Annotated in this window: 19 protein-coding genes; 11 read left to right on the forward strand and 8 right to left on the reverse strand. The window is 74.3% G+C overall.

The window, feature by feature from the left end; translation table 11 throughout:
- The first annotated feature begins 199 nt into the window (after positions 1-199).
- The 8 genes from ABZ386_RS34360 (at position 200) to ABZ386_RS34395 (ending at position 9682) form a co-directional block, all read left to right on the forward strand.
- On the forward strand, positions 200-1363 hold the full coding sequence (locus tag ABZ386_RS34360) for a glycosyltransferase family 4 protein (RefSeq protein WP_358967493.1): 1164 nt from the start codon (positions 200-202) through the stop codon (positions 1361-1363).
- The gene (locus ABZ386_RS34365; protein WP_356500867.1) at positions 1360-2784 is read left to right on the forward strand and encodes an exopolysaccharide biosynthesis polyprenyl glycosylphosphotransferase; all 1425 of its coding nucleotides are present in this window, start codon (positions 1360-1362) and stop codon (positions 2782-2784) included. Before ABZ386_RS34360 ends, ABZ386_RS34365 begins: the two co-directional genes overlap by 4 nt.
- Positions 2785-2791: 7 nt before the next feature.
- The gene (locus ABZ386_RS34370) at positions 2792-4135 is read left to right on the forward strand and encodes an O-antigen ligase family protein (protein ID WP_358967496.1); all 1344 of its coding nucleotides are present in this window, start codon (positions 2792-2794) and stop codon (positions 4133-4135) included.
- Between the two features lie 287 nt (positions 4136-4422).
- A complete protein-coding gene (locus ABZ386_RS34375) occupies positions 4423-6039 on the forward strand; it encodes a lipid II flippase MurJ (protein ID WP_358967499.1) in 1617 nt (538 codons plus the stop codon).
- A complete protein-coding gene (locus ABZ386_RS34380) occupies positions 6023-6784 on the forward strand; it encodes a polysaccharide deacetylase family protein (RefSeq protein WP_351346528.1) in 762 nt (253 codons plus the stop codon). The genes ABZ386_RS34375 and ABZ386_RS34380 overlap by 17 nt, the downstream gene beginning before the upstream one ends.
- The gene (locus tag ABZ386_RS34385; protein WP_358967502.1) at positions 6781-7932 is read left to right on the forward strand and encodes a glycosyltransferase; all 1152 of its coding nucleotides are present in this window, start codon (positions 6781-6783) and stop codon (positions 7930-7932) included. Before ABZ386_RS34380 ends, ABZ386_RS34385 begins: the two co-directional genes overlap by 4 nt.
- Positions 7929-8579 (forward strand): lipopolysaccharide biosynthesis protein, encoded by a 651-nt coding sequence (locus ABZ386_RS34390; RefSeq protein ID WP_358967505.1) that lies wholly within the window; start codon positions 7929-7931, stop codon positions 8577-8579. The genes ABZ386_RS34385 and ABZ386_RS34390 overlap by 4 nt, the downstream gene beginning before the upstream one ends.
- Positions 8576-9682: a GNAT family N-acetyltransferase gene (locus tag ABZ386_RS34395; RefSeq protein WP_358967508.1), complete on the forward strand. Its 1107-nt coding sequence runs from the start codon at positions 8576-8578 to the stop codon at positions 9680-9682. The genes ABZ386_RS34390 and ABZ386_RS34395 overlap by 4 nt, the downstream gene beginning before the upstream one ends.
- 38 nt (positions 9683-9720) lie before the next feature.
- Here ABZ386_RS34395 and ABZ386_RS34400 read toward each other — a convergent pair whose 3' ends face one another.
- Positions 9721-11019 carry a glycosyl hydrolase gene (locus ABZ386_RS34400; RefSeq protein ID WP_358967511.1) on the reverse strand — a complete coding sequence of 433 codons (1299 nt, stop codon included), beginning with the start codon at positions 11017-11019 and terminating at the stop codon, positions 9721-9723.
- Between the two features lie 128 nt (positions 11020-11147).
- On the opposite strand from ABZ386_RS34400, the gene ABZ386_RS34405 reads away from it, so the two are divergent.
- The gene (locus ABZ386_RS34405) at positions 11148-12368 is read left to right on the forward strand and encodes an ATP-grasp domain-containing protein (RefSeq protein ID WP_355727156.1); all 1221 of its coding nucleotides are present in this window, start codon (positions 11148-11150) and stop codon (positions 12366-12368) included.
- A 40-nt stretch (positions 12369-12408) separates the two neighbouring features.
- Positions 12409-12615 carry a hypothetical protein gene (locus ABZ386_RS34410; RefSeq protein ID WP_157993106.1) on the forward strand — a complete coding sequence of 69 codons (207 nt, stop codon included), beginning with the start codon at positions 12409-12411 and terminating at the stop codon, positions 12613-12615.
- A 53-nt stretch (positions 12616-12668) separates the two neighbouring features.
- Here ABZ386_RS34410 and ABZ386_RS34415 read toward each other — a convergent pair whose 3' ends face one another.
- From ABZ386_RS34415 to ABZ386_RS34425, 3 genes are all read right to left on the reverse strand, one after another.
- Positions 12669-13484 (reverse strand): chaplin, encoded by an 816-nt coding sequence (locus ABZ386_RS34415; protein WP_358967514.1) that lies wholly within the window; start codon positions 13482-13484, stop codon positions 12669-12671.
- A 131-nt stretch (positions 13485-13615) separates the two neighbouring features.
- Complete coding sequence (locus tag ABZ386_RS34420; RefSeq protein ID WP_232840473.1) at positions 13616-13867, reverse strand: chaplin; 252 nt, start codon at positions 13865-13867, stop codon at positions 13616-13618.
- A gap of 164 nt (positions 13868-14031) precedes the next feature.
- The gene (locus tag ABZ386_RS34425; protein ID WP_344538212.1) at positions 14032-14427 is read right to left on the reverse strand and encodes a rodlin; all 396 of its coding nucleotides are present in this window, start codon (positions 14425-14427) and stop codon (positions 14032-14034) included.
- Positions 14428-14671: 244 nt separating this feature from the next.
- Here ABZ386_RS34425 and ABZ386_RS34430 point away from each other — a divergent pair, with 244 nt between their 5' ends.
- A complete protein-coding gene (locus ABZ386_RS34430) occupies positions 14672-15067 on the forward strand; it encodes a rodlin (protein WP_351346543.1) in 396 nt (131 codons plus the stop codon).
- A gap of 63 nt (positions 15068-15130) precedes the next feature.
- Here the strand turns inward: ABZ386_RS34430 and ABZ386_RS34435 are convergent, their stop codons facing one another.
- The 4 genes from ABZ386_RS34435 to ABZ386_RS34450 all read right to left on the reverse strand — a co-directional run bounded on the left by ABZ386_RS34435 (position 15131) and on the right by ABZ386_RS34450 (position 22341).
- Complete coding sequence (locus ABZ386_RS34435; protein ID WP_358967517.1) at positions 15131-17056, reverse strand: AMP-binding protein; 1926 nt, start codon at positions 17054-17056, stop codon at positions 15131-15133.
- A gap of 116 nt (positions 17057-17172) precedes the next feature.
- Complete coding sequence (locus ABZ386_RS34440; protein ID WP_358967520.1) at positions 17173-18675, reverse strand: von Willebrand factor type A domain-containing protein; 1503 nt, start codon at positions 18673-18675, stop codon at positions 17173-17175.
- A gap of 148 nt (positions 18676-18823) precedes the next feature.
- Positions 18824-19690: an ABC transporter permease gene (locus tag ABZ386_RS34445; RefSeq protein WP_351346549.1), complete on the reverse strand. Its 867-nt coding sequence runs from the start codon at positions 19688-19690 to the stop codon at positions 18824-18826.
- The gene (locus tag ABZ386_RS34450) at positions 19687-22341 is read right to left on the reverse strand and encodes a CocE/NonD family hydrolase (RefSeq protein ID WP_358967523.1); all 2655 of its coding nucleotides are present in this window, start codon (positions 22339-22341) and stop codon (positions 19687-19689) included. The genes ABZ386_RS34445 and ABZ386_RS34450 overlap by 4 nt, the downstream gene beginning before the upstream one ends.
- Positions 22342-22377 lie beyond the last annotated feature (36 nt).

Consider the following 22377-nt stretch of genomic DNA (forward strand, 5'->3'; position numbering starts at 1 on the left):
CTCGTGACGGCCCCTGACCCGTCTGTCGAAAGGACCACGTTCCGCGAAGCCCTGCGGTGTGGTGGTGACCAGGTGGCCTTCCGGCTCGTTCCCCAGCGGAACGCGGCGTGCGCCGGCGCGCTCTTCGGCGCCGTCGGCATCCGGCAGTGAGGCGCGTTCCCGCCGTCCCGAGCGCCGTCCGTGAGCGAGGAAACCGCGCATGCACCTGTCACCGACCGACCCTTCGCCACGGGTCCTGCACGTCACCCAGCCCGTGGACGGCGGGGTGGCCCGGGTCGTGACGGACCTGGCCCGCGCCCAGCTCGCCGCCGGCCTGCGCGTCACGGTCGCCTGCCCCGACAGCCCCCTCGCGGCCCGGCTCGCGGCGCTCGGCGCGGACGTACGGCACTGGGCGGCGACGCGCTCGCCGGGGCCGTCGCTGATGGGCGAGGCGCGGCGGCTGGCCCGTGTCGTCGCGGACGTGCGGCCCGACCTGGTGCACGCGCACAGCGCGAAGGCCGGACTGGCCGGGCGGCTCGCCGTGCGGGGGCGGATCCCGACCGTGTTCCAGCCGCACGCCTGGTCGTTCGAGGCGGTCGGCGGGACCACCGCGGCCCTCGCCCGCGGCTGGGAGCGGTCGGGCGCGCGCTGGGCGGCGAGGGTGGTGTGCGTCAGCGAGGCGGAGCGCCGGCTCGGGGCGGCGGCCGGGGTCCGGGGGCGGTGGAGTGTCGTCCCCAACGGGATCGACGTCGAACGCTTCCGTCCGGCCGCCGCGGACGCCGTACGGGCGAGGCTGCTGCCGGACGTCGATCCGGGGGCGCCGCTGGTCGTGTGCGTGGGGCGGCTGTGCCGGCAGAAGGGGCAGGACGTCCTGCTGACGGCGTGGGAGTCCGTGCTGCGGCGGGTGCCCGGAGCGCGGCTGGCGCTGGTCGGCGACGGGCCGGACCACGGCCGGCTGCGGGCCCTGGCGCCGCGTTCCGTGCTGTTCACGGGGGACGTCGCCGATGTCGTGCCCTGGTACCAGGCGGCGGACCTGGTCGTCCTGCCGTCGCGCTGGGAGGGCATGGCGCTGGCGCCGCTGGAGGCCATGGCGTGCGGACGGCCGGTGGTCGTGACGGACGTCGGCGGGGCCCGCGAGAGCCTGCCCCCCGGCCACACCCCGCACTGCCTGGTCCCCGCCGTCGCCCCGGCGGCACTGGCCGGGGCCCTCGCCGCGCTGCTGCTCGATCCGCCGCTGCGCGAGTCGCTCGGCCGGCGGGCGCGCCGGCACGTCCTGTCCACACACGACGTGCGCCGCACGGCCCAGGCGGTCGCGGACGTGTACCGCGAACTCCTGGACGCGGACGCCGTGTCCACCGAGTACAGGGAGTCAGTCCACTCGTGACCGCGGAAAGCACCGTTCCCCCTCCCGCCGGGCAGCCGCGGGACCCCGGATTCACGCCCGTGACGCTCCTGCCGCCGCGCGGCGCCGCGGCGGGCTTCCGCCTCCCCGTCCGGCGGCCCGCGGTCCGGGCCGCGTCACCGCTGCCCCTGCTCGCCGCGGACGGCGCCGCCGCCGTGCTGGGCGTGCTGGCGCTCACCGGCGGCCAGCGCCGCCCGCTGCTCGTGGCGGTGCTGGTGGCCGCCTCGCTGCTGCCGCGCCCGCACCGGCCCGCGCGCGTGCCCGCCGTGCTGGACGAACTGCCCGCCGTGTGCGGCCGGATCGCCGTGGCCTGGCTGGCGCTCGGGGCGTTCGCGGCGGCGTACGCCCCGCACCACGCGCTGTCCGTCCGGACGCTGCTCACCGGTTTCCTGCTCCAGACCGCGGCGAGCTGCGCCGGGCGCGGCGCGGTGCACGCCTGGCGGCGCGCCGGCCTGCTGCGCCGGCCGCGGGCCGCGCTCGTCATCGGGCCCGCGGCCACCGCGCAGCGCGTGGCCGCGGCCGTGCTGCGGCATCCCCGGTACGGGGTGCGGCCGGTGGGGGTCGTCGCCGAGGAGCCGGACGGCGGTGAGGGGCTGCCGGTGCTGACCACGGGCGAGGAGGTGCAGCGGGCGATCGTCCAGAACGGGGTGTGCGAGGTGCTGGTCGTGCACCCGTCGGTGCGGGCCGGGCAGGGGGCGCTGTTGCGGGCGCTGGCCGAGTCGGGCTGCGCGGTGTGGGAGGTCGACCCGGACGTGCCGTCGTACCGGTCGCGGGACCGGCTCGCCGGGTTCTCCTGCCGTCGCCTGGACCTCGGGGCCGGGCAGCGCGGCAGTGCCGCCAAACGGGTTCTGGACGTCGTCGTGTCCGGGGTGCTGCTCCTCCTGGTCAGCCCGCTGCTGCTGGTGTGCGCGGCGGTGCTGCGGACGACCGACGGGCCGGGGGTCGTCTTCCGGCAGGAGCGGATCGGCAAGGACGGCCGGCCCTTCACGCTGCTGAAGTTCCGCACCCACCGCCCGGTCGACGAGCACGAGTCGGCGACCCGCTGGAGCGTGGCGGACGAACGCCGCATGCCGTGGTTCTGCCGTTTCCTGCGCCGCACCTCGCTGGACGAGCTGCTCCAGCTGTGGAACGTCCTGCGCGGCGACATGAGCCTGGTCGGCCCGCGGCCCGAACGCCCCTACTTCGTCGCCAAGTTCGGCCAGACCCACCCCGGTTACGCGGACCGCCACCGGGTGCGGACCGGCATCACCGGTCTGGCCCAGGTGCACGGGCTGCGCGGCGACACCTCGATCGAGGACCGGGCGCGGTTCGACAACGCGTACATCGACGACTGGTCGCTGTGGCAGGACGTCTGCCTCCTGCTGCGTACGGCCGCCGCGCTCGTGCGTCCGACGGGGAGCTGAGCGGGCGATGATCCGGGCTGGGGCGCACGCGCCCGTCCTGCCGCTGCTGGCCGTCGTCGTCCTGCTCGCGCTGCCGCTGGGGCCGGGCGGCGAGGGCGGTGCCGGACCCGCCGACGCGGTGTCCGCGCTGGTGGTGCTGTACTGCGCGGTCCGTGTCGTACGGGACCGGCGGCGGCCGCTGTCCCCCGCGGCGGCCGTGGTGCTGGGCCTTCCGGTGCTCGGTGCCGCCGTCGCCGCGATGGGCGCGGCGTCGCCGGGCGAGGGGCTCGTCGGCCTCGGCCGCTACCTCCAGGTCTTCGTGCTGGTCCCGGCCGCCGTGCTGCTGCTGGTCCGGGACCGGGGCGACTTCCGGCTGCTCGCCTGGGCGTTCGTGGCACTGGCGGGGTGGCAGGGGGCGGTCGGCGTGCACCAGTACGCGACCGGGACCGGTGCCTCGTACCAGGGGCGGCCGGTGCGGGCCGTGGGCACGTTCGGGGCGCAGGACGTGATGGGCATGGCCACGGTCGTCTCCCTCGGGCTGGTGTGCGCGGTGGGTCTCGCGCTCGGGGCCGCGCCCGTACGGCAGCGGATCGTCGCGCTGGCCTGCGCGCTGGCGCTGCTGCCGCCGCTCGCGCTGTCCTTCAGCCGCGGGGCGTGGATCGCTACGGCGGTGACGGTCGCGGCGCAACTGCTGCTGGCCGGGCTGCGGCGGGCACTGGCGGCCGGGGCGGTGGTGGCCGCGGTGAGCGTCGTCCTGGTGGGGGGCTTCGGGCTCGGTACGGCGATGCTGCAGGAGCGGATCAGCAGCATCTCGCGGGTCGCGGACGCGCCCGACCAGTCGGTGACCGACCGGTACACCATGTGGGCGGCGGCGACCGGCATGTGGCGCGAGCATCCGCTGGCCGGGGTGGGGCTGAAGGGGTTCCCCGAACACCGCGACTCCCACGCCTCGCTGGCCCTCTCCGCGGGCAGCGACACGGAGGGCGCGGGCGCGGGCTTCCGCAAGCAGCCGCTGCTGTCGCCCCACAACATGTACCTGCTCATCCTGGCCGAGCAGGGGCTGATCGGTCTCCTGGCCCTGGCGGGCAGCTGGCTGGCGCTGCTGCTGTGCGCGGTGCGCGCCCTGTGGCGGACCCGCCGGGCTTGCGGACCGGGCCTCGACTGCGGCCTGATCGCCTGCGGCCTGCTGGTCTGGCAGCTGACCGACTTCGCCTACGCCGACATCGGGGGCCCGTCGACGGTCCTCACCGCGATGTGCTTCGGCCTGGCGGCGTGGTGGGGCCTGTCCGCCGTCGACGCCCCGGCGGTGCCCGACCGGGACCAGGCCGGGGCGGACGCCCGGGGTCTGACGGAGGAGGCCCCGGCACGATGACGGTGACGCCCGAACAGAGGGACGCGAGCGGAGAGACGCCGCTGCCCCGGCCCACGACCGCGAACGGGGCGGCCTCGGCTGCCCCACGTCCCTCGGCCACGAGCGAGCCCCGGGCCGCCTCCCCGACTCCAGCCCCTAGCAAAGCCCCGACCGCCTCGCGGACTTCGGCCGCGAGCGAGGCCCGGGCCACCTCCCGGAGCTCAGCCCCGAGCAGAACCCCCACCGCCCCCGAGCCCTCGGCTGCCGCCGGGGCATCCGCCCCCTCCCCCACTTCCCCCGGCCCCCGAGTGCCCGCCGCAACCGCCCCTTCGGCCACCCGCCACCCGTCCCCCGCCGACGCCCCCGTCACCCGCGGGTTTCTCGCCCGGGCCACGCTGCTCACCGCCGTCCTCTCCGCCGCCGGGGCCCTGCTCGGGCTGGTGCGGGATCAGGCGTTGGCGCGGATGTTCGGGGCGGGGAGTGCGACGGACGCGTTTCTCGTGGCGTGGACCGTGCCGGAGTTCGCGGCCACGCTGCTCATCGAGGACGGGCTGGCCATCGCGCTGATCCCGGCGTTCAGCATGGCCCTGGCCCGGCGCGCGCAGGGCGTTCCCGGCGACCCGGTGCGTGCGCTGGTCGCCGGTACGCTGCCCCGGCTGGCCCTGGCCTTCGCCGCCGTCGCCGCGCTCCTGGCCGTCTGCGCCCCGCAGGTCGTGCGCGTCCTGGCCCCGGGCCTGCCCGACCCCGCGCTCGCCGTGGACTGCACCCGGCTCACCGCCACCTGCGCGCTGACCTTCGGGCTGGCCGGGTACTGCAGCGCGGCCCTGCGCGCCCACCGCCGGTTCCTCGCCCCGGCGGCGATCTACGTCGCCTACAACACCGGCATCATCACCGCGGTGCTCGTGCTCGGCGGGCGGTGGGGCGTGCGCGCCGCGGCGTTCGGCGTGGCGGCGGGCGGCTGTCTGATGGTCGTCGCCCAACTGCCGGTGCTGTGGCGCGAGTTGCGCGGACGGTCGGCGGCCGGGCCGGCCGGTGGGGAGGGCGGCGGGCGTCCGATGGGACTGGCCCTGCTCGCCGCCGTCCTGCTGTTCGCGCTGTGCCGGCAGTCCCAGGTCCTGATCGAGCGGTTCCTCGGCTCCACCCTGCCCGCCGGCGCCATCTCGCACCTGAACTACGCGCAGAAGGTCGCCCAGATCCCCATGACGCTGTCGCTGATGCTGTGCACGGTCACCTTCCCGGTGGTCGCCCGCGCCCTGGCCGACGGCGACACCGAGCGGGCCCGCGCCCGCGTGGAACGCGATCTCGCCCTGGCCGCGTGCCTGGTGCTGGCCGGTGCGTCGGTCGTCGTGGCCTGCGCCCCGCAGATCATCGAACTGCTCTTCCAGCGCGGCGCGTTCACCGGCCGGGACACGACGGCCACGGTCCGGGTGATGCGCGTGTACGCCTTCGGCCTGCTGGCGCAGACCCTGGTCGGCGCCCTGATCCGCTCCTACTTCTCGGCGGGCCGGGCCACCTGGTACCCGCTCGGCGCGATGGCGGCGGGTCTCGTCGTCACCGCCGGTGCCGGCGCCTGGGCGGTGGGCCCCTGGGGCGTCATGGGGATCGCCGCCGCCAACGCCGCCGGCATCACCGTCACGGCCGCGCTGCTGCTCGCCGGCATGGGCCCCCGCAGCATCCCGATCCGCACCTGCCGCATGCTCTGCGAGCTCGGCCGCCCGGTCGGCGCGGCGGTGGCCGCGACGCTCGCGGGCGCCTGGGCCGCGGGCCGCTTCGGCTCCCCCGTCCTCGCTCTCACCGCCGGCGCGCTCACCGTCGCCGCCGTCTTCCTCCTGCTCGGCCGGGCCCTGGGCGACCAGGGCTGCGTCACCGCGCTGAAGTCCCTCCGTTCCGTCTCACGAAGGCTCCCTCATGGCCGCTCCCGTTGACTCCCCGGACACCGGCACCCGCGCCAGACCCGGCCCGGCCCCGTTCGTGGCGATGTACCACTCCGTCGGCGACCCCTCGGACGACCCGTACCGCATCACCGTCACCCCCGAGCGGCTGGACCGGCAGCTCGGCTGGCTGCGGCGGCGCGGGCTGCGCGGCGTGTCGATGGCCGAGCTGCTCGCCGCCCGGGCCCGCGGCGCGGGCCGCGACCTGGTCGGGCTCACCTTCGACGACGGATACGCCGACTTCGTCACCGAGGCCCTGCCCGTGCTGCGCCGCCACGGCTGCGGCGCCACCCTGTTCGTGCTGCCCGGCCGGCTCGGCGGCGACAACGCCTGGGACCCGCTGGGCCCTCGCAAGCCGCTGCTGACCGCCGACGGCGTCCGGCACGCGGCGGCCGAGGGCATCGAGATCGGCTCGCACGGCCTCACCCACGTCGACCTCACCGAGGCGGACGACATCGCCCTGACGTCGGAGGTCGAGGGCAGCAGGACGGTGCTCGCGGAGCTGACCGGCACCCCGCCCGCCGGCTTCTGCTACCCCTACGGCACGGTCGACCGGCGGGCCGTCGACGCCGTACGGGACGCGGGCTACACCTACGGCTGCGCGATCGACCCCGGCCCGCTCGGCGGCCCGCACGCCCTGCCCCGGGCGCACATCGGCCAGAACGACACCGCCGTACGGCTGTTCCTGAAGCACCGGCTGCACCGGCTGCGCCGCCGACCCGTGGAGGAGCCGCGGTGAGAGCCCTGCACATCATCACCGGCCTCGGCGTCGGCGGCGCCGAGCAGCAACTGCGGCTGCTGCTGCGGCACCTGCCCGTCGACTGCGACGTGGTGACCCTGACCAACCCGGGCCCGGTGGCCGCCGGGCTGCGCGCCGACGGGGTGCGCGTGCACCACCTCGGCATGGCGGGCAACCGCGACCTCGGCGCCCTGGCCCGCCTGGTGCGGGTCATCCGCGCGGGCGGCTACCAGCTCGTGCACACCCACCTGTACCGCGCCTGCCTCTACGGCCGGATCGCCGCGCGCCTCGCCGGGGTCCGGGCGGTCGTCGCCACCGAGCACTCGCTCGGCGCCTCGCAGATGGAGGGCCGCCCGCTCAACGCGGGGGTCCGCGCCCTGTACCTCGCGGGCGAACGGCTCGGCCGTACGACGGTCGCCGTCTCCCCCACGGTCGCCGAGCGGCTGAGGCGCTGGGGCGTGCCCGGGCCGCGCATCGAGGTCGTGCCCAACGGCATCGACCTGGCCCGCTTCCGCTTCGACCCGGCCCGCCGCCAGGACACGCGCCGCCGGCTCGGCCTGCCGGACGACGCGTACGTCATCGGCGCCGTCGGCCGCCTCGCCCCCGGCAAGCGCTTCGGCGTCCTGATCCGGGCACTGGCCCAACTCCCCGACGACCACCGGCTGCTGCTGGTCGGCGGCGGCCCCGAGGAGGACGTGCTGCGCCGCACGGCCCGGGCCGCCGGGGTCGCCGACCGGGTGCTGTTCACCGGCGAACGCCCCTGCGTCCCGGACGGCTCGGACGGACCCGACCTGCCGTCGCTGACCGCCGCGATGGACGTCCTCGCCTCACCGTCCCCGGAGGAGGCCTTCGGCCTGGCCGTCGTGGAGGCACTGGCGTCCGGCCTGCCGGTGCTCTACGCCTCCTGCCCGGCCCTGCAGGACCTGCCCCCGACCGCCGCTCCCACCGCCCGGCACGTCACCGGCGGCCCCGACGCGTACGCCCGGGCCCTGGCGGACCTACGCCGGCAGGGCCCGGGGCCGCGCACGGTGCCCGAGGCCGCCCGCCACTACTGCATCACCCGCAGCGCCGCCCGGCTCATGGACGTGTACGCCGACGCGGTCTCCCGCCCCCTGTCCCCCTCGTTCCAGGAAGCCCGCACCTCATGACCGACACCCCCACACGGCAGCACCGCCCGGTCACCACCCTCGCCAGGTCCCTGCCCCCCTGGTCCCTGCTCACGGCCGGGGCCGTGGCGGGGGGGCTGCTCGGCGGCACCTACGGCCTGGTCAGGACACCGGAGTACACGGCGACCAGCTATGTCGTCGCCGTGCCGACGGCGAAGTCCGACACCGCCACCGCCCTCGGCTTCGCCCAGGCCTACGGCCGGGTCGCCCCGCAGCTCGCCGTGCTCGGGGACGCGCCGGTGTGGGCGGGCGTGCCCGTGCGGACGCTCCAGGACAGCGTCCGGACGGCGACCTCGCCGGACGCGCCGATGGTGGCGGTCACGGCGACCTCCGCCCGTCCGGACCTGGCCGCCGACATCGCGAACGCCGTGGCCCGGGCGCTGACCCGGCACGCGGAGGACGCCGAGCGGTCCACCCACGTCGAACTCCGGCAGTTCGCCCGCGCCCTGCCGCCCGCCGAGCCGTCCTCGGCGACCGCCTCGGTGACGGGACTGGTCGGCGCGAGCGCGGGCGGCCTGCTCGGCGGGCTGGCGCTGCTGGTCCGCCCCCGGCGGGCCGCCGACCAGGCCGGACCGCCCGCCGCCGTGCCCGGCCCGGCCGTCGCCGCCGACGCCCACGGACAGCTGTGACGTACACCGCCGAACTCGTCACCGACGAGCGTGCCTTCGCCGGCCTCGCCGCCGACTGGGACCGGCTGAACCGGCGCTACGCCGCCGCCACCCCCTTCCAGAGCCACGCCTGGCTGCACTCCTGGTGGGTGTCGTACGGCGGGCGCGGGCGGCTGCGGCTGGTGCTGGTGCGGGACGGCGACGGCGGTGACCTGGTCGCCGCCGCGCCGCTGAGGCTGGTACGGCGTCCGCTGCCGGCGCTGGTGCCGCTCGGCGGGGCGATCTCCGACTACGAGGACGTGCTGGTCGACGACGAGCACGGCGAGGCGGCCGTGGCCGCGCTCACCGACGCGCTCGCGGCCGCCGCCCGCACCGCGCTGATCGACCTGCGCGAGGTCCGGCCCGGCGGTGCCGCCGAACGGGTCTACGAGCGCTGGCCCGGGCCCCGCGGCCGGGTCGACGACTCGGTGTGCCTGGAGCTGCCGGCCGTGCCGATGGACGAACTGATCGCCCGGCTGCCGTCCAAGACCCAGCAGCGGCTGCGCGCCAAGCTGCGCCGGCTGGACGCGCTCGGCATCCAGCGCCGGGTCGTCGACCCCGGCGAGGTGGAGGCGGCGCTGCTGCGGCTGCTGGAGCTGCACCGGCTGCAGTGGCAGGGGCGGAAGGTGACGCCGGAACACCTGCGGACGCGGTTCCGTGAGCACCTGGTGCGGTCGGTCGGGCCGATGGCGCGCTCCGGGGACGCGGTGGTCACCGAGTTCCGGCTGGACGACGAGGTGGTGGCGGTGGACCTGACGCTGCTCTCGGCGCGGCTCGCGGGCGGCTATCTGTACGGGGCCCATCCGCGGTTGCGCGAGCACAAGGCGGACGTGGCGGCGATGCTGCTCGACTCGACCGCCACCCACACCAAGGACGGCACGCTCGGCACGCTGAGCCTGCTGCGCGGCAACGAGCCCTACAAGCACCACTGGCGCCCCGAGACGGTGGTGAACCAGCGGCTGCTGCTGGCCCGGCGGCGCACGGCACCCCTGCTGTCGGCGGCGCTGTGCGCCGCGTCCGCGCGGCGGCGGGGCAAGGAGCTGCTGCGCCGCCTGCGGGAACGCGACCGCGGCGGCCGGCCCTGACCGGGCCCGCCGCCGCGGACCGAGCGCCTTGCCCACGGCTACCCGGTACGCGACCACCAGTCGAGGCGCAGGCACAGCTTCCCGCCGATCCAGTACTCGACCCAGTCGCCGAGGTCCAGCGGCGAGCAGTCGGCCGGACGCTCCGGAGTGGGCCGGGTCGGCTGCGGTGTGGGGGTCGGGGCCGGTGGCAGGGCCGGGGTCGTGGGGGCCGGGTCCGGGGCGTCGTCGCGGCCGAAGAGGAAGGACCGGTAGACCTCGGACGCCCTCGGGTTGTCGTCGCACTGCCACACGCCGTGCGGGCAGTAGTCCGTCAGGGTCTGGTACAGCGGCTTGTGCTCGTCCATCCACGCGAGCATGCGCTTCATGTACTCGGCGTTGTCGCCGTTGCGGAACAGTCCCCATTCCGGAAAGGAAATGGCCTTGCCGTGGGCCTTCGCGAATTCCACGTGCTCCTGAAGCCCGTAAGGCTCCTTCACCTGTTCGTCGAACGACATTCCGCGCGGCTGGTCGTAGGCGTCCATGCCGATGATGTCGACCGTGTCGTCGCCCGGATAGCACTGCGTCCAGGGAACGGCGTCGCGGCCGCGACTCGGCGTGAAGTCGAACCGGAACTTCTGGCCCGGCACCGCGCGCATGGTGGTGACGATCCTGTTCCAGTACTGCTTCCAGGCCTCCGGGTCCGGTCCGCAGCGATGGGTGTACGTGACGCCGTTCATCTCCCAGCCGAGCACGAGGACCGTGTCCGGCACCCCCAGCTCGACGAGCCGCTCGGCGAGCGCGCGGAAGTGGTGGTCGAACCGGCCGGCCGCGCCCTCGCGCAGCAGCCGGCGCACCTCGTGGTCGGGCACGCCCTCCTCGTTGCGCTCCAGCATGGGCACGTTGAGGACGAGCAGCCGGTCGGCCTTCTCGCGCCGCCAGTTCGCCCACACGTCGAGGAAGCCGGGCCGGCCCTCGATGTTGCTCCAGCGGTCGCCCGGCAGGTACGTGTGCCCGACGCGCAGTTCGGCCCCGCCGAGCCAGGTGCTGAGCTGGGCCATCCGGGTCACGCCCCGGGGGCCGTAGTCGAGGTAGGCGCCGAACGCGGGGACAGTGGGGGCCGCTGGTGCGGTGGGCGTGGCAGGCGCGGTTGGCGCGGCGGGTGCGGCGGGTGCGGCTGGTGTGGTCGATGGCGTGACGGGGGTGGCCACGGGCGCCGGTGTGGACTGCGGCTCGTCGGACCGTGCCGCCCCCGGGCCCGCGGCGACCGTGTGGCCGGACGCCAGGGCCGCCGACACGGCGACCGCCGCCGCGACGAATGCCAGCCGCCGGGACCGTGCGCGCCGCTGCTGTGTGGCCATGGCCGCCCCTTTTCGTTGGACTCCGCTTACTGACACCCAGTCATATGAAACGGATTCACGCCACCGCCACTAAGGCTTTCGAGTGTTCCCCTCGCCCGCACCGGTGACCCAGTTCGAAGGAAAAGCCCGTGTCGCTGCTCGACATTCGCGTCCCCGCGGTTCTGCTGCGGATCGACCGGAATCCCTTTCACCACGGAACGCTGGGTGCCGTGCGCTCGCTCGGCCGGGCGGGCGTGGAGGTGCACGTGGTCGCCGACTGCGCGGCCAGTCCCGTACGCCGGTCCTGCTTCGTGCGCGGGGTGCACGCACCGCCGCCGCCCGGGGCCTCCCCGGCCGAGGTCGCACGCGTGCTGCACCGCGTCGCCGCCCGCGTCGGGCGTCCGGCCGTGCTGATCCCGATGGACGACGCGGGCGCCGTCGCGGTGGGCCGGATGCGGGCGGAACTGGCGTCCGTGTACCTGCTGCCCGCGATGCCGGGCGCGCTGCCCGAGCGGGTCGCCGACAAGGCGGAACTGGCCGGGATGTGCGCCGCGCTGGACGTCGCGCACCCCGAGACGCTCGTCCCGGACAGCGCCCGCCAGGCCGCCTCGGCCGTCGCCCGGCTCGGGCTGCCCGCGGTCGCGAAGTGGAGCAGACCCTGGCTGGTGCCGGCGGACAGCGGCCTGCGCAGCACCGTGCTGGTGCGCTCCGCGCAGCAGGCCCGGGACCTGTACGCGCGCGCCGGGGAGGCGGGCAGCCGGCTGCTCCTCCAGGCGTTCCTGCCGCCGGGGCCGGACCGCGACTGGTTCTTCCACGGGTACGCCGACAGCGGCGGGCTGGTGCGGGCCGGCGGCACCGGCCGCAAGCAGCGCGCCCGGCCGCGGGGAGCGGGGCTGACGTCGGTGGGCCGCTGGACGGAGAACCCCGAGGTGCACGTGCTCGCCGAGCGGATCACCGAGGCGCTGGGCTACCGCGGCATCCTCGACCTGGACTTCCGCCGCTGCGGCACGACGGGCCGCTACCACCTGCTCGACTTCAACCCGCGCCCCGGGGCGCAGTTCCGCCTCTTCACGGACACGGCGGGCCTGGACGTCGTACGGGCCCTGCACCTGGACCTGACGCACCGTCCGCTGCCGGAGGGGGCGCCGCGGCCGGGCCGGGCGTTCGTGGTGGAGAACTACGCGCCGCTGAGCGCGCTGCGGCCCGCGCCCGCCGGCCGCGAACTGGCGTGGCACGCCCCGGACGACCGGGCCCCCGGGTGGGCGATGTGGCAGCTGTGGGGGCGGCATGCCGCGGGCCGCGTGTGCGACCGCCTCCGGGACCGTCTGCGCCGGGTCCCGGCGGGGCGCTTCACCCGACTGGCGCGATAGAAGTACGTGCCTTTTGTAGAGAAATGCCTACTTTAGTCCTATGACTCACATGAAGCGCACCACCACGGTGCTGTGCAGCCTCGCCCTCAGTGCCGCCGTTCTCGGCGGCACCGCGACCGCCGCCGAAGCGAACGTCCACCACCAGCGCGACCACTCGGACTCCAGGGAGTGCGACAAGCACGACAGCCTTGGTCTGACCCTGCTGGGCATCCCGCTGCTCGGGTTCTTCTTCCCGGGCAAGTGCTGATCCCACAGGCCTCCACGGGTGCCGGACGCCGAGCGTCCGGCACCCGCTGTGTGTCAGCGGTGCGACGCGGCCCGGCCGCGCCGGTACAGCACGGCGCCGCCCGCGATCAGCGCGGCACTGGTGGCCGCGGCACCGAGCAGTTCCCCGGCACCGGTCTCGGGGAGACCGGGCGGCTGCTCCGCCCCGCCGGGGGGTGTGTGCTCCCCACCAGGGGGTGTGTGCTCCCCGCCGGGGGGCGGCGGGGTGTGGTGGCCGCCCGGAGGGGGCGTGTGGTGGTCCCCCGGGGGAGGCGTGTGGTGGCCGCCCGGAGGGGGCGTGTGCGGGGGCTTGGCCGGTGGGGTGTGCGGGGGTTTCGTCGGGGGCTGGGCCGGGGGCGTGTGCGGGGGCTTGGTCGGGGGTGTGTCGCCGTAGCCGTAACCGCCGTCGCCGTACCCACCGTCACCGTCGCCGCCGCGGGAGCCCTCGCCGGAGCCGGCACCGGGTGAGTGACCGCTCCTGCCGTCCTCGGAGGTGCCGGAGGAGTCGTGGCCGCCGGGTCCGTCGCGGCCGTCGTCGCCGTGCTCCTCGTCGCCCCGGCCCTCGTCCTCCCGCCCCTCGTCGCCGCGTCCCTTGTCCCCGTAACCGCCGTCGCCGTGGCCCCGGTCCTTCTCCGCGTCGCTGGCGCAGGAGTTGCCGAAGGCCGGGTTGAGCGCGGCGATCACGTCGACGGTGTTGCCGCAGGCGTTCACCGGTACGTGGACCGGGGCCTGGACGTTATTGCCGGACGCGGCGCCCGGTGAGCCCTTGGCCGCTCCGTCGGCCGACGCGTCGGCGAGGGCGGAGCCGCCGCACAGGGACAGGATGCTCGTCGCGGCCGCTGCCGCGACCATTCCCCTGCTCAGGGTCTGTCGCAATCTCGTGGTCTTCCTGCTGGTAGAAGTGGGAAAAGCCGGCCCTGGAACGAATGGTGTTGTCCCAGGGCCGGCCAGATCGCAGCCGGTGCTGCCGGTGCGTTACGGCGTCAGTCGTTCTCGCACTCGTTGCCGAACGCCGGGTTCAGCGCGGCGATGATGTCCACGGTGTTGCCGCACACGTTGATCGGGATGTGCACGGGAATCTGGACCACGTTGCCGGAGAGGACACCCGGAGAACCGACCGCGGCACCCTGGGCGCCGGCGTCGGCGACAGCCGGGGTGGCCATGCCCAGAGCCATGATCGCGCCCGCGACGACAGCAGCGCTCTTCTTCATGAACTTTCCCTTCTCTGCGGTCATGCCCACCATGACCTGCAGCCTGCAAACGAGGAATTGACATCGGGAGAAACTAAGGAACGTACGGCGTCGGGTAATTCACTCGAATGCCCGACCAAAAGTTGCGGATACGGCCGGGCGGCCCGCCGTGGATCCGGCGGGCCGCCCGGGCGGCGTACGAATACGGGTCAGTCGCCGTTCGCCGACAGGACCGACAGGTCCTCCAGGATGTGGTTGAGCGCGCCGTCCCGCTTGGAGTTCGTGGAGTTGTCCGCGCACTGCTGCTGGACGTGGTCCGACAGGATCGGGATGTCCTGGACCACCACGCCGATGAGAAGTGCGACGCCGACGTCGAGGTCCTGAACGGCGACGCAGGGCTTGTTGAGCGTCCCGTCGACCAGCGAGAGCTGGGGGCTCATGTCGCCCTTGGTCGCCGAGTTGCCGAACGACGACGAGGCGCCGTTGCCGTTGGCGACGGACGGTCCGGAGTCGTCCCCGACGGCAAGAGCCTGGGGAGCTGCCGCCACCGACATTCCGATGACAGAGGCGGCGGCCGCCGCGGCGACCATTGCCTTCTTGAGCACTTCGCGTTCCTTTCCTCGTAGCGACGCATGTCCTACGGCCTCATCAACCGGGCTCCGGATATTTGGTTGCGGGTGTTCACCCGGTTGGCCCGCAGCGCCGAAAAGCCCCGATAATCACCGGGAACGAAGAACACACAAACTGTCCTGGCATGGGCTGACAGAGTGATGAGGAGAAACCATGCTCCGCCCGTGCAGTTGACCAGAACGCTCCGGAGGACGGGGTTTCCTCAGAAAGGACTGGTCAGTGATCAAGAAGGTTATTGCCACCGCGGCGATCGCCGCTTCCGTCATGGGAGCCTCCGCCGCCGCGGCCCCGCAGGCGCTGGCTGTGGGCGACGACAGTGGTCCGTCCAGCGTGAACGGCAACGGGGCGATGCAGAGCTTCGGCAATTCGTCCACGTACGGCAACATGAGCCCGCAGATGGCGCTGATCCAGGGCTCCTTCAACAAGCCGTGCATCGCCGTGAACGACCTGCCGATCGGTGTGGGCGCGCTCATCGGTATCCCGATCCAGGACATCCCGATCCTGTCGGACCACCAGCAGCAGCAGTGTGCCGAGAACTCCACCGTGGCCAAGCGCGACGGGGCGCTGGCGCACCTGCTGGAGGACGTGTCGGTCCTGTCGGCGAACGGCGGCTGACGCACCGGCCCCCGGCAGCGGGCGGGTCGTCGAGCGGATGCTCGGCGGCCCGCCCGTTCGTGTTCAGCGCTGCTTCGCGTACAGCGCCTCGATCTGCTCCGCGTACGCGGCCGTCGCCGCCTGGCGCTTGACCTTCAGGGACGGGGTCAGCAGCCCGTTCTCCTCGGTGAAGTCGCCCTCGACGAGGGCGAAGGCGCGGATCGACTCGGCGCGCGAGACGGCCTCGTTGGCGTGATCGACGGCCTTCTGGACGTCGGCGCGCAGGCGTTCGTCGTGGACGAGCTCGGACAGCGGGGTGTCGGCGGGCAGTTTGCGGACGGCGAGCCAGTGGGCGAGGGCGTCGGGGTCGAGGGTGATCAGGGCGGCGACGTAGGGGCGGTTGTCGCCGACGACGAGGCACTGGCCGATGGGCGGGCGGCTGCGCAGGCGGTCCTCCAGGACGGCCGGGGAGACGTTCTTGCCGCCGGTGGTGACGAGGATGTCCTTCTTGCGGCCGGTGATGGTGAGGTAGCCGTCCTCGTCGAGGGAGCCTAGGTCGCCGGTGGCGAACCAGCCGTCGTCCAGGACCTCGCCGGTCGCGGCCGGGTTGTTCCAGTAGGCGCCGAAGACGATGCCGCCCTTGATGAGGACCTCGCCGTCGTCGGCGATGCGGACGGCGGTGCCGGGGACCGGCAGGCCGACCGTGCCGGGGCGGGGGGCCAGGGGCGGGACGATGGTGGCGGCGGCGGTCGTCTCGGTGAGGCCGTAGCCCTCGTAGATCAGGATGCCGGCCGCGTAGAAGAACAGGTTGAGCTCGCGGTCCAAGGGACTGCCGCCGCTGATGGCGTAGCGCATGCGGCCGCCGAGTTCCTTGCGGATGCGGCGGTAGACCAGCAGGTCGTACAGGGCCCACGCGGCGTACAGGCCGGGGCCCGGGCCCTTGCCCTTCCCCAGGAACCTGTTCATGTGGGCCTGGCCGAAGCGGACGGCGATGCGGTGGGCGCGGTCGAAGGAGGAGCCGCGGCCGAGCTTCTCGGCGGTGGCGCGGCCGGTGTCGTGGATCTTCTCGAACAGGTACGGGACGCCGACCAGGAAGGTGGGGCGGAACGCCCTGAGGGCCGGGCGGAGTTCGTCGGGTTTGATGCTCGGGCAGTGGCCGATCTCGATGCGGCCCATCAGGCAGGCGATCTGCAGGGTGCGGCCGAGGATGTGGGCGAGCGGCAGGAAGAGGAGCGTCGAGGCGGTCTCGCCGGTGACCTCCTTGAACATGGGGTGCAGCAGTTCGACGGTGTTGGCGGCCTCGGCGTGCAGGTTGGCGTGGGTGAGGACGCAGCCCTTGGGGCGGCCGGTGGTGCCGGAGGTGTAGCAGAGGGTTGCGGTGGTGTCGGGGGTCAGGGCCGTGCGGCGCTTGGTGACCTCCTCGTCGGTCACGTCCCGGCCGAGGGCGGTGAGGTCGTCGAGGGCGCCGCCGTCGAGTTGCCAGACGCGCGGGGGTTGCGGATGGTCCGCCGTGCCGGTCCGGACCGTGTCGGCGTTCTCGGCCGTCTCCGTGACGACGTAGCGGGCGCCCGAGTCGCGGACGATCCACTCCACCTGGTCGGCGGAGGAGGTGGCGTAGACCGGGACGGTCTGGCCGCCGGCGGACCAGATCGCGAAGTCCAGGACCGTCCACTCGTAGCGGGTGCGGGACATCACCGCGACGCGGCTGCCCGGTTCGAGGCCGGCCGCGATCAGGCCCTTGGCCACGGCGGTGACCTCGCGGGCGAAGGCCGCCGCCGTGACGGGCTGCCAGCTGCCGTGCCGTTCGCGGCGCAGGACCACGGCGTCGGGGGCCTCGGCCGCGTTGGTGTACGGGAGGTCGGCGATGCTGCCGGTCGTCGGGCGGGGCGCGAGCGGGGCCACGCGGGCCTCGCGGACGACGCCCCGCTCGTCCCGGACGGTCTCCGCCTTCGTGCGGATCGCCAGGTCGGTGCGCTGCTTCGCCCGTTTCAGATCCTTGCGTACGCCCATGACGGCTCCCGGTCGCGGATGAGGCTGACGTGCTGCCGCTCGTACTCACGCGCCTGCACGAGTCCTTACTCTGGAGTCAACTTACTCAGGCGTAAGGATAGGTCAATGGGCCGGGGTCACTTCAGGCGGTTCGCGGTGCCGATCGCCTCGGCGAGCCGGCGGAGCTCCTCGTCCTCCGTGCGGTCGGCCAGGTCGTCGGCGTGCTCGGAGAGTTCGCCGAGCCGGGGGGCGCCGGGCAGGGAGGGGCCGTCGTGGCCGAGGACGTCGGCGAAGTAGGCGGCCGTGGCGGCGGTCTTCAGACCGCGGCTCGCGCTCCAGACGGAGTCGTCGAGGGCGTCGGCCTCCAGGTCGCCGCTCTCCTCGTGCGGGGCGCGGGTGCCGGGGTCGAGCCAGCGGACGGTGGCGGTGGCGAGGTGGCCCTCGGCGCCGGGCTCGGTGCGGACGGCGTACAGCGCGGTGACGGTGTGGCCGGGGCCGACCTCGCCGCCGTCGACGCGGTCGTCGCGGAAGTCCTCGTCGGCGACCCGGCGGTTGTCGTAGCCGACCAGGCGGAACTCCTCCACCGTCTCCGGGTCGAAGGCGACCTGGGCCTTGGCGTCGCGGGCGGTGAGGTCGATGTGGCGCGGGAGTTCCTCGCAGAAGACCTTGCGGGCCTCGTCCTCGTCGGACACGTAGACGGTGTGGCCGTCGCCCTTGTCGGCGAGGGTCTCCATGAGGTCGTCGCCGTAGTCGCTGCCGACGCCGACGCCGAAGAGGGTGATGCCGTGCTCGCGGCGTTCGCCGGCGATCTTCTCCAGGATGCTGTCCGCGTCGGTGTCGCCGGTGTTGGCGAGGGCGTCGGAGACCAGGACGACCCGGTTGGTGGCGCCTTCGCGCAGGCCCTCGACGGCGGTCTCGTAGCCGGTCTCGACGCCGGCGCCGAGGTTGGTGGAGTTCTGGATGTCCAGGTCGTCGATGGCGTCCTGGATCTCGTCGCGGTTGCCGTCGAGGCGGGTCATGGGCAGGACGGTCTCGGCCTCGTCGCTGAAGGTGACGAGCGCGACCGAGTCGTCGTCGCGCAGCCGGTCCGTCATCACGGCGAGGGACTCCTGGGCGAGGTCCAGGCGGCCCGGTTCGGCCATGGAGCCGGAGACGTCGATGACGAACGTCAGGGCGGCGGGCGGGCGTTCGCCGCCGCGTTCCGCGGTGCGGGTGGCGAGGCCGACGCGGACCAGGGACCAGTCCTCGTCGTCGGTGCGGGCGCCGTCGACGGTGACCGAGAAGCCGTCGCCGTCGGGGCGTTCGTAGTCCTGGCGGAAGCTGTTGACGAACTCCTCGGGGCGGACCGTCGACGGGTCGGGCAGCCGGCCGTCGGCGAGGGCGCGGCGTGTGTAGTCGTAGGAGGCGGTGTCGACGTCGAGGGCGAAGGTGGAGAGGTGGTCGGGGTCCTCCCGGCGCTCGTCCCGCTCGTCGGTGCCGTCCTGGTCGCCGTGGGCGGCGGCGGGCGGGCCCGCGGTGTGGTCGCCGCGGTCGGCGGCGCTGCTGTCGCCGGTGTCGCCGCCCCCGCTGCACGCGGTGAGCAGCAGACCGCCCGCCGCCGCGAGGGCGAGCAGCAGTTTTCGTGTCCGGTACCGCTCCATCGTCCGTACCCCCTGGGTCCGTTGGCGTCGGCTTCTTGCGACTGTGACGGCGCGGGGGGCCGGAACGTGCGGTACGGAGCGTTGCGGAAGCGTCTCGAAGCGGCCACGGAGGCGGCCCTTCGAGACCGGTGGGTGATCCTCCGTTGACCTAGGAGACGATGTCCTTGCGGGCGAAACCGCGGAAGGCCAGGGCGAACAGCACGAGCGCGTACGTTACCGAGAGGGAGGTGCCCTGGATCATGTCCGTCCACTCCAACTGCGGCCGGACGGCGTCGAGCCAGGCGTACTGCCAGTGCGCGGGCAGGAAGTCGCGCCAGTCGCCGAGGGCCGTCACCTCGTCGAGGACGCTGCCGATGATGGTGAGGAACACCGCGCCGCCGACCGCGCCGAGCGGGGCGTCCGTGCGGGTCGACAGCCAGAACGCCAGGGCGGCGGTGACCAGTTGGGACACCATGATGTACGCGACGACGATCAGCAGGCGCTGGGCGGCGGTGCCGGTCGGAAGCGTGCCGCCGGTGGGCAGCTGGAGCGGGCCCCAGCCGTAGGCGGCCGTGCCGACGGCCAGGGCGACGACCGGCAGCAGGACGAGCGCGGCCAGGCTGAGCGTGAGCCCCACGGAGAGCTTGGACCACAGCAGCCGGGCCCGGGGCACGGGCGCCGCGAGCAGGTAGCGCAGGGACGACCAGCTCGCCTCCGAGGCGACCGTGTCGCCGCAGAACAGGGCGACGGGGATGACGAGCAGGAACCCGGCGGAGGCGAAGAGGTTGACCGCGGCGAAGTTGGCCCCGGACGCGGTCGCCGTGTCCATGAGGTTCACCCGCTGGTTGCCGCCGCCCGGCTCGCCGCCGACCTGGAAGGCGACGAGCAGGACGATCGGCAGGGCGAACAGGACGCCGCCCATGACCTGGGTGCGGCGCCGCTTCAGCTGCCGGACCAGCTCGACGCGGAAGGGCAGGGTGCGGCCCGCGCGGTAGCCGTCGGCGACCTCGGCGGGCGGCTCGGCGAGCGTGCTCATGCTTCGGCTCCGATCAGGGTGAGGAAGGCGTCCTCCAGGCGGCGGTGCGGGCCGACCGAGCGCACGGCCACGTCCAGCCGTACGAGGTCGGCGACCAGGCGCTGCGGGGTGCCGTCGGCGTCGAGCTGGACGAGGAGGCCCTCGTCGGCGCGTACGGCCGAGGCGACGCCCGGCAGCGCGGCGACCTTCTCGACGACGGGCTCGTCCACGGGCGTGGCCGTGCCCACCAGGAGCGTGTCGCCCGAGCCGACGATGTCCGCGACCGGGCCCGCCTGGACGAGCTGCCCGTGGTCCATCACGACCAGGTGGGTGCAGGTCTGCTCCACCTCGGCGAGGAGGTGGCTGGAGACGATGACCGTGCGGCCGGCGGCGGCGTAGCGGATCATCACCTCGCGCATCTCACGGATCTGGGGCGGGTCGAGGCCGTTGGTCGGCTCGTCGAGGATGAGCAGGTCGGGCAGGCCGAGCATGGCCTGGGCGATGGCGAGGCGCTGGCGCATGCCCTGCGAGTAGGTGCGTACCGCGCGGGCGAGCGCGTCGCCCAGGCCCGCGATCTGCAGGGCCTCCTCCATGTGCGCGTCCTCGGCGGGGCGGCCGGTGGCGCGCCAGTACAGCTCCAGGTTCTCGCGGCCGGACAGGTGCGGCAGGAAGCCCGCGCCCTCGACGAAGGCGCCGACCCGGGAGAGCACCGGGGCGCCCGCGCTGATGGCGTGGCCGAAGACGCGGATCTCGCCGGCGTCGGGCTTGATGAGGCCCATCAGCATGCGCAGGGTGGTCGTCTTGCCCGCTCCGTTGGGGCCGAGGAGGCCCAGGACCTGGCCCTTCTCCACGCGGAACGACAGGTCCTTGACGGCGTACCGGTCGGAGGACTTGGCGTACCGCTTGGTCAGGCCGGTGATCTGGAGGGGGACGTCGGCGAGTTCGGGGTCCGGCGGTGCCGGGGCGGCGGTACGGCGGCGGCCCGTGAGGACCAGCGCCAGGGCGATGCCGGCGCCGGCCGGCGGCAGCCACCACACCCACGCGGGCAGCGGGCCCTGCGTGTTGCTCTGGCCGAGACCCGAGGGGACCTTCAGGTCGCCCTTGAGGGAGACGGTGTAGGTCGCCGGGGCCGCCGGGGAGGCGTAGCCGAGGTCGGTGGAGGCGAGGACCAGGCGCAGGCGGTGGCCGTCGTCGATCTCGTGGTCGATCGCCGGGAGCGTGATCGTGACGTCCTTGCCTGCCTTGGCGCCCTCGACCCTGATGGGGGTGACGAGCTGGGAGGGCAGCACCGGCTGGGTGCCGCCGGGGCCGACGTCGTAGACCTTGGCGAAGAGGACGGCGTCGTCGCTGGTGGACTTGACGTGGACGGTGGCGGTGGGCGAACCGGTGATCTGGAGGTCCTCGCGCTGTGGCGCCGACTCGAACGCGGCGAACTGGCCGGGGAAGTCGAGGGAGACGCCGATGCCGAGGGTGGACAGCCGGCTCAGGCCGCCGGCGCCGCCGAGGCCGGGGAGGGCGGAGACGCCGGGCGGGCTGGCGCCGGGCGGGTTGTCGAAGCTCTGCTCGCGGCCGGTCAGGGCGATGGAGCGCTGCTTGCTCTCCAGGCCGGGGTAGCGGTCCGAGGTCACGCCGGTGAGGCGGGGTTCGCCGTCGCCGGAGCCCAGGCCGAGGGTGCGGGTGACGCGGAAGGCGGGGCCGGTGTCGGCGCTCTTGTCGTCCTTCAGGTAGCGGTCGAACCAGGTCTTCACGCGGTCCTGGACGCGGCCGGTCTCCATGTCGCCGCCGTCGTGGCCGCCGGCGATCCAGTCGACGTCGACGGGGGCGCCGCCCGCGCGGATGGCCTTCGCCGCCTGGTCGGCCTGGCCGAGCGGGAAGAGGGAGTCGGACTGGCCCTGCATCAGCAGCGTCGGCACCTTGATGTCCTTGCCGACGGCGGACGGCGAGCGCTCGTCCAGCAGCTTGCGCGCCTCGGCGTCCGGCTTGCCGGACTCGGCGACCCGCTCGTACATCCGGCACAGCGCGGGCTCGAACTTCTCGCAGCCGCCGCCGGAGTTGACGAAGATGCCGGCCCACAGCTTCTTGAACACGCCGTTCGGGAACAGCGCGTCGGCGAGGTTCCAGTACGTGATCGCCGGGGCGATGGCGTCCACGCGCCGGTCGTGGCCGGCCGTGAGCAGGGCGATGGCGCCGCCGTAGGAACCACCGGCCATGCCGACGCGGGGGTCGCCCTTCTTGTCGAGCTCGACCTGGGGCTGCTGCGCCAGCCAGTCGATGAGCTTGGAGACGTCGGCGACCTCGCCCTTGGGGTCGTTCAGCCCGATCTTCCCGTTGGACCTGCCGAAGCCGCGGGCCGACCAGGTCAGCACCGCGTAGCCGTCCCGGGCGAGGTCCTGGGCCTGCTGCCGGACGTCGTTCTTGCTGCCGCCGAAGCCGTGCCCGAGCAGGACGGCGGGGCGGCGGCCGGCTCCTCCGGAGGTGAAGAAGGAGGTGTCGATGCGCACGCCGTCCCCGGTGTCCAGGAGCCGGTCCGTGCGGTGCACCGGGGGCGCTTCGTCGCCGGCGACGGCCGTCCACGTCCCCGCGCCCGCGAGAACGACGACGGCGGCCCCGGCGGCGAGGAGCCTCCGAGGCCTCCGAAGCAGCCCGTTCAGTCCGGGCAGTCGAAGATCCATGCGTCAACGGTACGGGGTGAAGCTGTCGATGAGTTG

The organism is Streptomyces sp. NPDC006140, from assembly GCF_040628815.1.
Taxonomy (GTDB): Bacteria; Actinomycetota; Actinomycetes; order Streptomycetales; family Streptomycetaceae; genus Streptomyces.